Annotated in this window: 13 protein-coding genes; 12 read left to right on the top strand and 1 reads right to left on the bottom strand. The window is 51.8% G+C overall.

Going from position 1 to position 16292, the window contains the following annotated elements:
- The first annotated feature begins 1 nt into the window (after position 1).
- From HF324_RS01330 to thiH, 5 genes are read left to right on the top strand one after another with little or no spacing between them, the layout of a single operon-like run.
- Positions 2-592, top strand: a complete 591-nt coding sequence (locus HF324_RS01330; protein WP_168861788.1) for a thiamine phosphate synthase — start codon at positions 2-4, stop codon at positions 590-592.
- The gene (locus tag HF324_RS01325) at positions 565-1317 is read left to right on the top strand and encodes a hydroxymethylpyrimidine/phosphomethylpyrimidine kinase (RefSeq protein ID WP_168861787.1); all 753 of its coding nucleotides are present in this window, start codon (positions 565-567) and stop codon (positions 1315-1317) included. Before HF324_RS01330 ends, HF324_RS01325 begins: the two co-directional genes overlap by 28 nt.
- Complete coding sequence (locus tag HF324_RS01320) at positions 1314-1943, top strand: thiamine phosphate synthase (RefSeq protein WP_168808715.1); 630 nt, start codon at positions 1314-1316, stop codon at positions 1941-1943. The genes HF324_RS01325 and HF324_RS01320 overlap by 4 nt, the downstream gene beginning before the upstream one ends.
- A complete protein-coding gene (locus tag HF324_RS01315) occupies positions 1943-2719 on the top strand; it encodes a thiazole synthase (RefSeq protein ID WP_168808713.1) in 777 nt (258 codons plus the stop codon). Before HF324_RS01320 ends, HF324_RS01315 begins: the two co-directional genes overlap by 1 nt.
- Positions 2720-2733: 14 nt before the next feature.
- A complete protein-coding gene (thiH, locus tag HF324_RS01310) occupies positions 2734-3840 on the top strand; it encodes a 2-iminoacetate synthase ThiH (protein WP_168808711.1) in 1107 nt (368 codons plus the stop codon).
- Between the two features lie 425 nt (positions 3841-4265).
- Here thiH and HF324_RS01305 read toward each other — a convergent pair whose 3' ends face one another.
- Positions 4266-4727 carry a ferritin-like domain-containing protein gene (locus tag HF324_RS01305; RefSeq protein ID WP_168808709.1) on the bottom strand — a complete coding sequence of 154 codons (462 nt, stop codon included), beginning with the start codon at positions 4725-4727 and terminating at the stop codon, positions 4266-4268.
- 254 nt (positions 4728-4981) lie between these two features.
- On the opposite strand from HF324_RS01305, the gene HF324_RS01300 reads away from it, so the two are divergent.
- The 7 genes from HF324_RS01300 (at position 4982) to HF324_RS01270 (ending at position 16090) form a co-directional block, all read left to right on the top strand.
- The gene (locus tag HF324_RS01300; protein WP_143312917.1) at positions 4982-5134 is read left to right on the top strand and encodes a lmo0937 family membrane protein; all 153 of its coding nucleotides are present in this window, start codon (positions 4982-4984) and stop codon (positions 5132-5134) included.
- Positions 5135-5248: 114 nt separating this feature from the next.
- Complete coding sequence (locus tag HF324_RS01295; RefSeq protein ID WP_168861786.1) at positions 5249-6400, top strand: esterase-like activity of phytase family protein; 1152 nt, start codon at positions 5249-5251, stop codon at positions 6398-6400.
- A gap of 59 nt (positions 6401-6459) precedes the next feature.
- A complete protein-coding gene (locus tag HF324_RS01290) occupies positions 6460-6912 on the top strand; it encodes a copper resistance protein NlpE (RefSeq protein ID WP_168808705.1) in 453 nt (150 codons plus the stop codon).
- 63 nt (positions 6913-6975) lie between these two features.
- Positions 6976-8577: a SusR family glycan utilization regulator gene (susR, locus tag HF324_RS01285; protein ID WP_168808703.1), complete on the top strand. Its 1602-nt coding sequence runs from the start codon at positions 6976-6978 to the stop codon at positions 8575-8577.
- A gap of 381 nt (positions 8578-8958) precedes the next feature.
- Positions 8959-11913, top strand: coding sequence for a SusC/RagA family TonB-linked outer membrane protein (locus HF324_RS01280; RefSeq protein ID WP_246269373.1), 2955 nt, complete (start codon positions 8959-8961; stop codon positions 11911-11913).
- Between the two features lie 24 nt (positions 11914-11937).
- Positions 11938-13488, top strand: a complete 1551-nt coding sequence (locus HF324_RS01275) for a RagB/SusD family nutrient uptake outer membrane protein (RefSeq protein ID WP_168861785.1) — start codon at positions 11938-11940, stop codon at positions 13486-13488.
- A gap of 142 nt (positions 13489-13630) precedes the next feature.
- The gene (locus tag HF324_RS01270) at positions 13631-16090 is read left to right on the top strand and encodes a glycoside hydrolase family 31 protein (protein WP_168861784.1); all 2460 of its coding nucleotides are present in this window, start codon (positions 13631-13633) and stop codon (positions 16088-16090) included.
- Positions 16091-16292: the final 202 nt, after the last annotated feature.

Below are 16292 nucleotides of genomic sequence, written 5' to 3'. Positions count from 1 at the left end.
GATGCTCTGGATCGTGACATCACCTGAACGTATATACGAAGAAGCGAAGATCATCGCCGACCTGCTGCAGGCAGGCGCCAGCTACATCCTGTTGCGCAAGCCCTCCTGGCAGACGGCCGACTACCTGGCTTTCCTGGATAATACGGACCCGCAATGGCTGCCGCGTTTCATCATCCGCGACCAGCCGTCAGGCTGCCACTTCCCGGTAGGAGGACTGCATCTCAGCGCCAGCGCCCGCGCCGGTACCGACAGCCGTGACCTGCAGCGTTTTGCGCTTTGCAGCACCGGCATACATGATACGGCAGCCATCGGCATAATGCCGCCGTCCTTCTCCGTACTGCTGCTCAGCCCCGTCTTCGACAGCATCTCCAAAACAGGCTACCAGGGCCGCTTTGCGAAACCGCTGCCCGACAAACACGGAAAACAGGTGCTGGCACTGGGAGGCGTGAACGCATCCAACATCCACCGGCTGAAAGCCTGGCATTTCGACGGCGCCGCCTTGTTAGGCGCCATCTGGCAACAGCCGGACAAAGCAGTAACAATATTTCAGCGCATACAACAACGATGGAACAGCAACGACCAGTCGTCATGAGCTTTGCAGGCCTCGACCCCAGCGGGGGAGCCGGCCTGCTGGCAGATATCAAAACGTTTGAACAGCACCGCGTGTATGGCCTTGGCGTATGCACCGCCCTCACCGTACAGACAGCCAGCGATTTCATTTCGGTGGACTGGCTTCCGCTACCGCGCATCCTCGCGCAGGCAAAACCGCTGCTGGCCACCGAAACGGTGAGCTACTGCAAAATAGGCATCATGGCAGACGTACAGTCCCTGCTGGAACTGGTACGCACCATCAAACACCTGTCGCCAGGCATCCGCATCGTCCTGGACCCGGTGCTCAAAGCCTCTGCCGGACATACTTTTCACAACAGCATTCCCCGGCAGGCATGGCTCGAATTGCTGCCCGAGCTGTATCTGATTACGCCCAACTACCACGAAGCCGTACTGCTGGCAGGCACCGGCGACGGCGACGAGGCGGCGGCGCAACTCTCCACACACTGTGCTGTACTGCTCAAAGGCGGCCACCACCAGGCCCGCCCTGGCGAAGACGCCCTGTATACCGGCAATGGTATACAACGGCTTCTTCCCGGACCCAAACAGGTCCATCCAAAACACGGGTCAGGCTGCGTGCTGTCTGCCGCCATCACGGCCAACCTTGCCCTCGGCTGTTCATTGTCCGATGCCTGCGCTAACGCGAAAGCATATACGGAAAATCTACTGTCCAGTCATCCTTCACTAACCGGATATCATCACATATGATCAACAAACTGCATTATATCTCCCAGCAAACAGCGCAACGCAGCCACCTCGATAATATCCGGGCGGCCTGCGAAGCCGGCTGCCAGCTGATACAACTGCGCATTAAAAACGAAACGCACGAAAACGTGCTGCCGATAGCTACCGCCGCCAAAGCTGTCTGTGACCGCTACAACGCGTCACTGATCATCAACGACTATCCGCATATCGCGGCTGCCGTTGACGCCGCGGGCGTGCATGTGGGCCTGCAGGACATGACCGTGGCCGAAGCCAGGGCTATCGTAGGACCGCAGAAAATAGTCGGCGGCACCGCCAACACGCTTGCCGATATACTGACGCATGTACATAACGGCGCCAGTTACGTAGGACTTGGACCATTCCGCTTCACGACCACCAAACAAAACCTCAGCCCCATCCTGGGCCTTGAAGGTTATCAGGCGATCATGGCAGCGCTGCGCGAACAGCAGGTCCACACACCGGTAGTAGCCATCGGCGGCATCCTGGAAACGGATATCCCCGCCATTATGCAGACGGGCGTTCATGGCATTGCCGTCAGCGGACTGATTACGCAGGCCGCCGGACCGAAACCGCTGGTACAACATATTTATAACCTTTTAAACAAGCAGTGATGACACAACCATTAACCATCGCAGGCCGGACATTCAGCTCCCGCCTGTTTACCGGCACCGGCAAATTCGCCGCTGCGTCGCTGATGGAAGAAGCGCTGCTCGCCTCCGGCAGCGAACTGGTGACCGTGGCTTTGAAGAGGGTAGACCTGCAACAGCAGGCCGACGACCTGCTGCGGCATCTTCACCATCCGCATATACAGCTGCTGCCCAATACCTCTGGCGTACGTACCGCCAAAGAGGCCGTTTACGCCGCCCAGCTGGCACGGGAAGCACTCGATACCAACTGGATCAAACTGGAAATACATCCCGATCCCCGCTACCTGATGCCCGATCCGGTGGAGACCCTGCTGGCGGCCACCGAACTGGTGAAACTGGGATTCGTGGTGTTGCCTTACATACATGCAGACCCGGTATTGTGTAAACGGCTGGAAGACGCCGGCGTAGCAGCCGTAATGCCTCTCGGTTCGCCCATCGGCAGCAACAAAGGCCTTCGCACTGCCGACTTCCTCGACATCATCATCGCACAAAGCAACGTGCCCGTAGTGGTAGACGCCGGCATCGGCGCCCCTTCCCACGCTGCACTGGCCATGGAGATGGGAGCCGACGCCGTCCTTGTCAACACCGCGCTGGCTGTTGCCAAAGACCCGGTGAAAATGGCCGCCGCCTTCAAAGCCGGCGTAGCAGCCGGCCGCATGGCCTATGAAGCCGGACTGGCGCCCACCAGCGCCCAGGCCATCGCCTCCAGCCCGCTGGTGGCTTTTCTGGATGAAGCTTAATCAAAACAGCGATCATGTTTAAAGACATTTTTGAGCAATATCAATGGGATGATGTAAAAGCAGGCATCTACTCAAAAACTGCGGCAGACGTGGAACAGGCCCTGCATAACCAGCGCCGTACCCTCGACGATTTTGCCGCGCTCATCTCGCCCGCCGCAGCGCCGTACTTACAGCCTATGGCGGAAATGAGCCACCAAAAGACATTACAGCGGTTCGGCAACACGATGCAGTTATACATTCCCATGTATCTCTCCAATGAATGCCAGAATATCTGCACCTACTGCGGGTTCAGCCTCGATAATAAAATCCGGCGCAAAACCCTCAGCGCCGCAGAAATTCTGCAGGAGACCGCCGTCATCAAAGCAATGGGCTACGACCATGTGCTGCTCGTTACCGGTGAAGCCCATCAGCTGGTAGGACTGGAATATTTCAAAAAAACACTGCAACTGCTGCGGCCGCATTTTTCTCATATCTCTATGGAAGTGCAACCGATGGACGAGGCGGATTACGCCACGCTCATCCCACTGGGATTACATGCCGTACTGGTATATCAGGAAACCTACCATCAGGAAGATTACAAAAAACATCATCCCAAAGGAAGGAAATCCTCCTTCCAATACCGGCTGGAAACACCCGACAGGCTGGGCCGCGCAGGAATTCACAAAATGGGCCTGGGCGTGCTGATAGGCCTCGAAGATTGGCGTACAGACAGCTTTTTTACCGCCCTGCATCTTCAGTATCTCGAAAAAAAATACTGGCAAACGCGGTACAGCATCTCTTTTCCACGCCTGCGGCCATTCTCCGGCGGACTGGAACCCAAAGTGGAAATGAATGACCGGGAGCTGGTACAGCTGATCTGCGCCTACCGCCTCTTCAACCAGGAGGTAGAACTCAGTATTTCCACACGGGAACAGGAATCGTTCAGAGACAATATCATCCGGCTGGGCATTACCAGCATGAGCGCAGGTTCTCGCACCAATCCCGGTGGTTATGCCGCCGACCGGCAGTCGCTGGAACAGTTCGAAATATCCGATGAACGCAGCGCCGCCGCTATCGCCGACATGCTGAAAAAAAGCGGTTATGAACCGGTATGGAAAGATTGGGACCAGGTGTTGGGTTAAATAAAAGAAGGTGGCTTTGGTGGCCACCTTTGTTGTTTTTCATAGCTGGTTAAAAAGCAATATTACAAGGGGTAATAAACTTCTCTCAATCAGTTTTAAAGATAATATGCTCACCGGTATAAAAAAGCAGTGAACTAAAAATGAACAAAATGAACAGATTTCAGGAATGGTGAACAAAATCAACGGTTTTGACCGGTTAAAGGCTATATATCCTGTTAAACCCAATACACCTGCAGGAATAAAAAAAGGCTGCTTCTTTGGAGAAGCAGCCTTGTACCGAAAAATCCCGTAGTTGCCATATTACTTATAAAAATAAGTATGATTGGAATACCGCTATCCAAAAATAAAAAGCTATTCCTGAACAACCGTATTTAGCTTCAGTTTGAACAAAATGAACAATGATCGTTTTCCTGCACGGAAAATGTTTAATACACGATCCGTTGTACATCCCGGTACGTCTTGATGATATCATGATCATTCCTTAACGCCTTTTGCTGATTTGCGATCAGTTCCCTGATGCGGTAAGGCATCGTGATGTCTGACCGAAGCGCCGTACTGTAAGCACGTTGCGCTGCATCTTCACCATATTCACAAAAAGACAGAATAGCGTGCCGGTCATGTCCGGTAAAAGCAGTCTTTATGTCCATCCAGGTACGGTAAAGCTTGCCGGCCGCTGTTGTGCCAAAACGCCGCTGCTCACCCAGCGCCACCAGTTCGTCGTACAGCTGGGTAGCATACCGGCGGCTGTCGTCGATCATACGCTGAAACAGTGCCTTCAGATCCACATCGTCTGTCGCTTCTATTGACTGCTCATATCCCTCCACTCTGTCGTTGTTGATCCTGACGAGGTCGCTGAGCACTTCGGCGAGTAATTCCTGTTGTTGCATATTCCGGTAAATTTTAGGATTAAAGAATGGTAACCTTCCTAACAGATCCCAAAAATGCGACCATTTCGCACAGCCTTTATTACCAGCCAGTTCAGCTACAGCCCCTTGCTGTATCCGTCCTTTTTTTTCTCGTATGGTGGAAGCGATTCCACACCTTTAGAACGTCCTTTCCACCTGCTATATATTGTATATAAAGGGCTTATCAGCATTGGCATATATTTTTTAGGAGTATAACCGAACCAAATCCTTAAAACATGAATAACCTGTTATATCTCATCGCCGTCATACTGATCATTGGATGGGTTCTTGGATTTTTTGTGTATTCTGCCGGCGCATTGATTCACGCTTTACTGGTACTCGCTATTATTGCCATCTTAATTAACATTATCAGAGGCAGAGCCGTATAGCACAATTACGAATTACGAATTACGAATTAAAGGTACTCTTACAGAGCGGTTATTTAGTAGCCTTTTCATAAGACAACCCTCAATTCGTAATTCGTAATTCGTAATTTCGTAGTTATGAAAATATCCCGGTTTTTGCTGTCCCTCATGATCATGGCATTTATGGCCGGTTGTGTCAGCACACGCCCTGCCGCTCATTCCGCTAATACCCGCTTCGGCAAGCTCCGTTTTATCGGAGCGCAAACCATTCCACATAATATGCCATTCATGGGCGCTGTCACAGGAGGCCTTTCCGGCATAGATTACGACGCCTCCCGGCAACAATATTACATGATTTGCGACGACCGGTCCGAGCTGGCGCCAGCCCGCTTTTATACGGCTAAGCTCTATTTTTCCGGTCAATCATTCGATAGCGTCCGCTTTACCGGGATGACGACGCTCCTGCAGCAGAACGGCCATCCGTATCCCGGCGCGAAAATAAATGCCGCCCTTACACCCGACCCGGAAGCCCTGCGCCACAACGCGAAAAAAGACCGTTTTGTCTGGAGCAGCGAAGGGGAGCGGATTGTAAACAACAAAGACACCATCCTCACCAATCCCGGCATATATGAAATTTCACCTGATGGCCGTTACCTCGATTCTTTCGCCCTTCTGTCGCAATTCCGTATGCAGGCCACTGAAAACGGTCCCCGCCGCAACGGCGCATTCGAAGGCCTCGGCTTCACGCCTGGCTACCGCTACACTTTCGTCAGCCTGGAAGAGCCCCGCTATGAAGACGGTCCCCGCGCAGACGTCAATGACACTACCGCACTTACCCGTCTGATCAAATATGATAACAACACCCTGCAGCCCGTCGCCCAATATGCATACCGGCTGGAGCCGGTGGCCCATCCGGCCGTTCCTGCCAATGCCTTTAAAGTAAATGGTATCTCCGACATCCTGGTATTGTCTGATGACCGGCTCCTGTCAATAGAACGGTCCTTCTCCTCCGGCGTAAAAGACTGTACCATCAAGGTATTCCTCACAGACCTGCGCGGCGCCACCGACATCAGTCAGATAAACTCCCTGAAGACAGCCACCGGTGTGAAGACCGTTACCAAATCTTTACTTTTTGATTTTGCTTCCCTTGGGAAATATATCGATAACATTGAAGGGGTAACTTTCGGGCCCGTATTACCCAATGGCCATCAAAGCCTGGTGTTTGTGGCGGATAACAATTTCTCCGCTGCAGAGGAAAGCCAGTTTTTTGTCTTTGAGTTGATTCCCTGACCTGCAGGCGTTAACTAAATGCCGGGCCTGGTTGTTATACGGGAAAACCATTCATCGTTATGAAATACCTCCTGTTATTACCTGCCATTGCCCTTTTTGCCTGCCAACATTCCCGCTCCGGCCAGCAAGCCGGTCATTCAGACAGCACAGCGGTCAATACCCCCGCCCGCATCACGTATACCGGCACGCTACCCTGTGCAGACTGCAGTGGCATCCTTACCACCCTGGTCCTCGAAGAGAACGGGACCGACGGGGAGCATACGTTCAAACTAAAGGAAACCTATCAGGGAGTAGGTGGAAAAGACCAGACTTTTAACAGCGAAGGCAATTATGCTGTGCTGCATGGAGACGGAGAAGATAAGGACGCCGATATCATTCAACTTAATCCTGACAAAGACCGGAATCTTCAGCGTTTTTACCGGAGAGCAGGAGATGTGCTCCGCCAGCTTGACAAAGACAGGCAGTCTATCCCCGGCTCGCTGGACTATAGCCTCAAACGCGTGGAGGAATGACCAATATATCAAAAAAGTCGCTTAAATTTAGTCCGGACCAGTGACTTTATCATTCCAAAATTTATGACGCGTATCTTAGGCTGCCTGATGGCTTTGCTGATGTTGCAGGTGTATGTGTTTGGGAAATCTCCACAGGATAGCTTGCTGAAGGAGTTAAACCGCAGCATCGAAAATGCACCTGTCTACGACGCCTTGAAAATAAAAGGCATTGACAGTATCCGGCGCACCCTTGCCAATACCGGCGCCGATCCGGGCGCCCGCTATCATATATACCAGCTCCTGTATGAACAGTACAAGGTTTTCAATTTCGACTCCGCCTTTGTATACGCCCGGCTGATGGAAAAGCTGGCCGGTGAAATGCAGGACCCGTTACGGCTCACGTATGCCCGTACCAGGATAGGCTTTATCCTGTTGTCGTCCGGCATGTTCACAGAGACCTCCGCTTTCCTTAACAGTCTCGATGTAACCGGTATGCCCGACAGCATCCGTTCCCAATACTACCTGATGAAAAGCCGGTTCTATTATGACCTGGCCGACTATAACCAGGACCGGTACTATTCCCCGTCGTACATTCATCAGGGGAGCGTATACATGGACTCCGCCCTCCACCTGATGTCTCCCTCTTCTTTTGAGTATCAGTACAACAAAGGACTACAATATTATAAGATGGGCAACCTTGCCGCCGCCCGCGGCAGTTACCCCAACCTGGACCAGCCTGGCCTCAACCACCGGCAGCTGGCTGTCGCCGCCTGCACGCTGGGGTATATCTATCTCCATGCCCATCAGCCGGATACTGCCATTGAACTGATGTACCGTTCCGCTATCGCGGACATTAAATCGTCAACCAAGGAGACTATGGCCATGTACACACTGGCCACCCTGCTGTTTGAAAAGGGCGATATCAAAAACGCTTCTCATTTTATTGAAAAGGCGGTGGCAGAAGCAGTGTTCTACGGCGCAAGGCAGCGTAAAGTACAGGTTAGTAGTATTTTACCTATCATTGAACAGGAACGGATCAATACCGCTGAAGAAAGAACCAGGTCGTTACTCATTTATGCCTCCATCGTTACCTTATTACTGGTAGCTGTTGTAATACTGGCGATCACCGTTACACGGCAGGTGCGCAAACTGAAGGTAGCCCAGGAAATCATCACCGCCGCCCATCTCAGGCAGCAGGAAATCAATAACCAGTTGCTGGAAGCCAACAAAATAAAAGAAGAATATGTGGGCTACTGTTTTAATATCTATGCCTCTTATATCGGAAAGATCGAAAAATTAAAACACGCCCTTGAGCAAAAATTAACCGACAATAAACCCAGCGAGGTAAAATATCTTGTAAATAATATCAATATCCGGCAGGAACGGGAAGATCTTTTCACCACCTTCGACCGGGTATTCCTGAAGATATTTCCGCATTTCGTGGAAGAATTTAATACCCTGTTTGAACCCGCCAACCGGGTAGTCCTCCGGGAAGGTGAATTATTAAATACCGATATCCGGATTTTTGCCCTCATTCGTATAGGCATCACTGATAATGAAAAAATTGCCCGGATACTGGAGTACTCCGTCAACACGATTTACGCTTATAAAACCAAAATCAAAAAGCGCTCTTTAGTGCCCAATGAAGAATTTGAAAACCGGATTATGGCCATAAAAGCCCTCTGAAAGCGGGATAAAAAGGGTTGATTCCGTCAATATATTTAAAATTTATATTTGTTTGTAATCAACTGTCTTTCAAAAAGATAACATCAGAATATACTCAAAATAGCCTTTTATTTTCTATATTTATATTGTATTAGTTGTTCACTTGAGCATTGCTTTCTTACTTTGGCTAAAAGGAAGCATAAACCAAAATTCCGAAAATTTTAAAAGCCAATAAAGAATCTAAGTCAGGGCATCATTTGCCACCCACGTAAACCAAGTTAATTGATAAATCCACGTTGTTCAGCATGTCGAGCCGTATCTCACATTCAGCAACCAATTTGAATCTAAGTTTTTAAATCCACGGTAAACAGAACAGTCAATCACTGCTCAAAAATCCACATTATGATGAAAACACGACTTTTCAGGCATCTTTTCCTGTGCACATGTTTCATGTTGTTACAGGGTCTGCTCATGGCCCAGAACAGGACCGTGACAGGTAAAGTTACGGATGAAAAAGGCGCTCCTATCCCTGGTGCTTCCGTGCTGGTCAAAGGCACTAAAAGCGGGACCACCACCGATCCTGACGGTAATTTCAAAGTATCTGTCGGCCCCAGCGCCAACACACTGATCGTTTCCTTTATCGGCCAAACCGCACAGGAAATCAGCATTACCAACAAAACGCATGTAGATGTAAAACTGGTGGCCGAAAACACCACGCTCACCGACGTAGTGGTGGTAGGTTACGGCACCACCCGTAAGAAAGATATTACCGGCGCCATTTCCCAGGTGAAAGCCGCGGACTTCAACCGTGGCATCACCTCCGCCCCGGACCAGCTGATCCAGGGTAAAGTATCCGGCCTGATGGTACTTAACAACAGCGGCGCTCCCGGCGCCTCCGCCACCGTGCGCATCAGGGGCGTATCCTCTGTAAGGTCCGGCAACCAGCCTCTGTACGTGATTGACGGGGTGCCTCTCGACGGACGTGTGGCCCGGCCCTCCATCAATGTCAGCGGCCTTGGCCAGACACCGGATGCCAACCCGCTCAACTTTATCAACTCCAGCGATATCGCCTCCATGGACGTACTGAAAGACGCTTCCGCCACCGCGATCTACGGCTCCCGCGGCGCTAACGGCGTGATCATCATCAGCACCAAAAAAGGCACGCCCGGCGCCACCCGCCTCGATGTGGCCTATTCTGTCGGCGCCAGCAACATCATGAAACAGCTGGACGTACTCGATGCAGACGAATACCGCTCCGCACTCAAAACCTATAACCTGACAGGCGGCGATTACGGCAGCAGTTCCAATGGCATGAAGTCCATCCTTCGCACCGGCATCACCCATAATATTAATGTGGCCATGAGCGGCGGCAACGAAACCAGCCGTTACCGTGCCTCCTTCGGCGTACAGGACCAGGAAGGTATCGTTAAAAAATCCGGCCTGAAAAAATATACCGCCACCCTCAACGGGCAGAACAAATTCCTTGACAGCAAAAACCTGGGCATCGACTATAACATCATGGCTGCCCAAACCACCGAGCAACTGGCGCCCATCACCAACGATGCCGGCTTCACCGGCAGCCTTGTGAGTATGGCATTGCAGTGGAATCCCACTATGGCCCTCCGGAATGCCGACGGCTCGCTGAACATCCTCGGCGAAGGCAGTGCCGTTAACCCGGAAGCCATGTCTCAGGCCTACGACGATAAAGTAAACATCAGCTATATACTGGCCAGCATATCTCCCTATTATAAATTCAATGACAACTGGGAATACCGTGCCCTGTACAGCATCAACCACCAGGTAGGCAAAAGACAGACACAGGTAGCTTCTTTTATCAATATCCCCGGTATCATGAAACAGGGCCTGGCTTATTACGGTAATGTTGAACTGACCACCCAGTTGCTGACCAACACCCTGAGCTTTAACAAACAATTCAACCCGGCCTTCAACCTGAACGCCGTAGTAGGCCATGAATATCAAAAATTTGACTATTTCGGTATGGGCCTCGGCGCTACCGGGTTCCCGACTTATGCCGTAAAATATACTGACATCCTCCAGGCGCCCGCACAGGCCAATACCAATATCAGTTCTTTCAGAAACCCCAGCTCCGAGCTGCAGTCTTTCTTCGGAAGAGCCACTTTCAACCTCTATGATAAGTACATCCTCACCGGTACCCTGAGGGCCGACGGCTCCAGTAAATTCGGTTCCAACAACAAATACGGCTACTTCCCGTCTTTTGCTGCCAAATGGAACATCACCGGTGAAGATTTCCTGAAAGGCAATAAAACCATCAATAACCTCGCACTGAGGTTAGGTTATGGCGCTACCGGCAACCAGGAATTCCCTGCCGGCGCGGCACAGGAACAATACGGCCTGGGGGCTTCCGGCTCCGCAGCCCTCACCAACGTGGCCAACCCCAATCTGAAATGGGAAAGCTCCAAACAGTTCAATGCGGGTATCGACTTCAGCCTGGTAGACAACCGCATCTACGGCAGCGTGGACTACTTCTATAAAAATACCAGCAACCTGCTGTTCAGCTTCCCCGCCATCCAGCCGGCGCCTGCATCCACCTATTGGATCAACCTGCCGGGCAATGTGATCAACAACGGGGTGGAAGTATCCCTCAAAGGCGACATAGTACGGAATAAAGACCTGCGGTGGACATTAGGCGTAAACGGTACCGTGCTGCGTAATGAACTGAAAAACTACGACGGCCCTCCGGTACTCACCGGCGCTATCAGCGGCCAGGGCGTTTCCGGGGCCACCGCACAACGGCTGGCCAACGGTTATCCGCTGAACACCTTCTATGTGCGCAAGTTCGAAGGCTTCGATGATAAAGGCCAGGCGAAATACGCCGACAACGGCAACACCCTGTATTACCTTACCAATCCCAACCCGAAAGCACTCCTCGGTATCAACACCGAAGTGGTATTCAAGAAATGGGTACTGGCTGCCAGCGGCCACGGCGCCTTCGGCCATGAGGTATACAACAACACCGCCAACACTGTACTGCCTATCGGCAACCTCGGCTCCCGCAACATTGCTAAGTCCATCCTGGGCAACGGAGAAGCGCTCTCCAATCCTATCACCGTGTCTTCCCGTTATCTCGAAAAAGGCAACTTCTTCAAACTGGATAACGTGACGCTCACCTATAACATCGGTAACGTAGGCCGCGTCCTGAAAAATGCATCCGTATATGCTACCGGCCAGAACCTCTTCGTGATCACCAAATACAGCGGCTTCGATCCTGAAGTGAATACCGACAAAAACGTGAATGGTGTGACCTCCTTCGGCATTGAATACGGTCCGTATCCAACCGCCAGAACGGTCATGCTCGGCATCCTGTTTTCCTTGTAAACCATTCACCTTAAAACTGCTATCATGACTAAACATATTTTCCGATCCGCTATCGCAATCGCTTCTATCGTGGGCTTCCAGGCCTGCGGGCTCAACGAGCAGCTCGGCTCCACCATCAACCGGAAAGATGCTGACTCCGTAATCAAAGTGCCGGCCCTGTTAAAAGGCGCCTACGACAACCTCCAGCTGCCCTACCAGGAATTTGACAACAGCTGGGGCCTCTCCCAGATGACGACAGACGAAACCGCAGGTCCTACCCGCGGTGGTGACTGGGACGATAACGGCGTATGGCGCTCCCTCCACGAACATACCTGGAACGCAGACCACGCGCACATTCAATCTGCGTTCACCAACCTGCTGACGCTCCAGTTCAGCGCCAGCAACGTGCTCAATTTCAAACCGAGCAACAACCAGGCTGCACAGGCCCGCTTCCTCCGCGCCCTCTCCATGTTCACCGTATTGGACCTCTGGGGACAGGTACCTTTCAGGAATCCCTCAGACACACTCCTGAATGCGCCTAAAGTGCTGAAAACACAGGAAGCGCTGGACTATATCATCTCCGAGCTGAACGCGATCATGCCGGACCTCGGCGCACGCCCTGCAACGCCCGCCTATGTGGCCAACAAGGACGCCGCACGGGCGCTGCTGATGAAATGTTACCTCAACAAAGGCGTATTCCTCAACAGGGCCGCCCCCACATTCGCAGCAGCCGATATGCAACAGGTCATCACCCTCGCAGATCAGATCAAAGGCACCGGCACTTACAGGCTGGCTACCGATTACTTCGACAATTTTGCCCGTGACAACGATTTAAAATCTACCGAAAACATCTTCACGCAGCAAAACGGCCCCGGCTATAGCACCGTACGCAGTGGCAACGCCACCTATGCCCGCTGGAAATTTACCGTTCACTATAACATGACGCCCAGCGGCTGGAACGGCTTTACCACCCTGTCCGATTTCTACGACAAATTCCAGGCTTCCGACAGAAGAAGAGGCGGCGCCTATACCGGCCTGACAGATACCAGCGGTATGCTCGTAGGCTTCCTCATCGGTCAGCAATATGACGTGAATCACAACCCGCTGAAAGACCGTAAAGGCAACCCGCTGGCTTTCACCCGCGACGTACAGCTCAAAGAATCCGGCGCCAACCTCGAAGTGACCGGTATCCGCGTCATCAAGTACGTACCGGACTTCTACACCTCCCAGAATTCCAAAGACAACAACGAAGCCAGCAATGACTACGTTTTCTTCCGCTATGCAGACGTGCTGCTGATGAAAGCAGAGGCACTGCTGCGTACCGGTAATACCGCCGGCGCGCTCGCCATCGTGAACGAAATACGGATTGCCCGTGGCGCCACCGCACTGGGCACACTGGACGTGAACTCCCTGCTGGACGAAAGAGGACGTGAGCTCTACTGGGAAGGCTGGAGAAGACAGGACCTGATCCGCTTTGGCAAATTCCTGCAGCCATGGCAACTGAAACCCGCTGACAACCCAAGGAACCTGCTGTTTCCCATTCCTACCAGCGACCTTGCTGTTAACAAAAACCTGGTACAGAACCCGGGTTACTAAACTATATTTTCCATTACCGGGAACAGTGCCACGCCGGTACTGTTCCCGGTAAATCCTCCGGCATTTTTACCTGTTACCCGCTGCTGCGCCCGGTCCCGCCAGGCGTGCCGGGGGAGGATTGTCTCATCAAATCACCAGTATCATGAACAAAATTCCGCTGCCGGCCTTTCTACTGTTGCTTTTCCTGTTGATACGGACCCCGGTCATCGCCCAGACGCCCGTGATGCCGGCAGGTAATGTCATCAGCGTCAGCATCTCCGGTCAACAGGTAAAAATTAAAACTACCAATGCCTTTGCGGAGGTAACAGTATATAGCCCTTCCGTTATCCGCGTGAGAATGGACAAACAACCGCTGAGAGCCGATTTCTCGTATGCTGTGGTGAGCAAACCATCCCCCGCGAAAGCACAGATCACCCAAAACAGCAACGAGATCAGTATTGTAACCGATTCCTTAAAAATGCGGATACAAAAAACACCTTTTGCTGTTGCTTTTTTCAGCCCTTCGGGCGATGTGATCAGTGAAGATGAGCCAGGCCTCGGTACTTCCTGGATCGGTGATGAAGTGACGACCTATAAAAAGATACAGGAAAACGAGCGGTTTATCGGGCTGGGTGAAAAAACCGGCAACCTGGACCGTAAAGGTGAAGGCTATACGAACTGGAACTCCGACGTATTCGGTTATGCCACCAACAGGGATCCCATCTACGCCACCATTCCATTTTATATCGGCATCCACCATCAGCAGAACTACGGTATTTTCTTCGACAACAGCTACCAGAGTGACTTTAACTTCGGCGCCAGCAACAATCGCTTTTCGTCGTTCGGCGCAAAGGGAGGAGAGATGAACTATTATTTCATCTACCATCCGCAGATGGCAGACATTATCCGGTCCTATACCGGCCTGACCGGCCGTATGCCCTTGCCGCCGCTGTGGAGCCTCGGTTATCAACAGAACCGCTATAGCTACTATCCCGACACAGAAGTGTACCGGGTGGCACAAACCCTGCGCGAAAAGAAAATCCCGGCAGACGGCATCACCCTCGACATCCACTATATGGATGCCTATAAGCTGTTTACCTGGAACAAAGAACGTTTCCCCAACCCGGCACTGCTTACCGGCAAGTTAAAAGACATGGGATTTCGTGTAACCGTCATCGTTGACCCCGGCATCAAAGTGGAAGAAGGTTATCCCGCATATGAAAACGGCAAAAAGGAAAATATCTTCATCAAATACAGCGACGGGCAGAACTATACAGGGCAGGTATGGCCCGGCTGGTGCCACTTTCCCGACTTTACGAGCGAGAAAGGCCGCAACTGGTGGAAAGGCCAGGTAAAATCGTATATCCGTGACGGTGTCAGCGGCATCTGGAACGATATGAATGAGATTGCCACATGGGGGCAGAAAATGCCTAACAATGTGCTCTTCGATTATGAAGGGCATCCGGTTACCCACTTGCAGGCGCATAACATCTACGGACTGCAAATGGTGCGCGCCAGCTATGAAGGCGCCCGCGAAGCGCTGCAAAAACGGCCATTCCTGTTAACACGCGCCGCTTATTCCGGCAGCCAGCGCTATACCGCCATCTGGACCGGCGACAACCGTGCGGAAGAAGACCATATGTTGCTGGGCGTTCGGTTGCTGAACAGCCTGGGCGTGAGTGGTTTTCCCTTCTCCGGAATGGATGTAGGGGGCTTTACCGGCAACCCGTCCGTTAGTCTTTACACCCGCTGGATGCAGATAGGCGCTTTTATTCCGTACTTCAGAAACCATACCGGTGTCAACACTAAATCAGCGGAGCCCTGGGCGTTCGGGGAAGAGGCACTGGAGATTACCCGCAACTATGTAAACCTGCGGTACCACCTGCTGCCTTACCTGTACAGCACGCTGTACACCGCCAGCCGTACAGGCATGCCCGTGATGCGCACGCTGGCGCTTCAAAACACTTTCGACCCGCAGGTATATGACACCCGCTTCCAGAACCAGTACCAATTCGGCGATGCCTATATGATCGCTCCCTTCGAGAGCACCAAAGAATTCGGCAGTATTTATTTCCCTAAAGGGAAATGGTACAACCTCTATACAGACGCCGTTATCACAGGCGGCCAGGACGTCATTACTCCCCTCAATATCAAAACCTTACCGGTATATGTAAAAGAAAGCAGCATTGTGCCCATGCAATCACTGGTGCAGTCTACGCGCGAGAAACCTGCAGACACGCTTTTCCTTCATCTCTATAAAGGCAGTCAGCCTAATACATTTGTGTACTATGAAGATGATGGCGAAAGCCTCTCTTACGAAAAAGGTGATTTCTATGAAAGGTCTGTCACCTATGATCCTGCGCAGCAAACGCTGACACTGCAAAAACCGCAGGGCAGCTACCGTAGCCAGTTTCATCACATCAAACTGATCCTGCACGGGTTTGACAGCAAACAGCGTATAACCGTCAACGGTAATTCCACGAGTGTAGACTCAGGTCCCTTTTCTTTTTTGTCACCCATATCCCGGTTTGATCCGCAGGGATCATTTATACCGGCTGAAAGCTGTCCGGTACAAGTGGCCACCTTTGCCAACAGTAACGAGCTTCTTAACGTGGGTTTATGAGAAAAGAACGGCACCCCCGGATTTTCCGGGGGGCCTTTTCTTCACGCAGGGTTCCCGCAAAGTCGCAGAGCAGCAAAGAGCGCAAAGAATAAGTATAAGCGAGCTAAGAAAAGCAAAGGGCGGAGATCAAATTTGATCTCCGCCCTTTGCTTTTCTTATTTAATCTTAAAAATCTTTGCGCTCTTTGCTGCTCTGCGACTTT

Source organism: Chitinophaga oryzae, assembly GCF_012516375.2.
GTDB classification, from domain to species: domain Bacteria; phylum Bacteroidota; class Bacteroidia; order Chitinophagales; family Chitinophagaceae; genus Chitinophaga; species Chitinophaga oryzae.
Note: the sequence above shows the minus strand (reverse complement) of the source record. Positions and strands in the feature narration are given on the sequence as shown.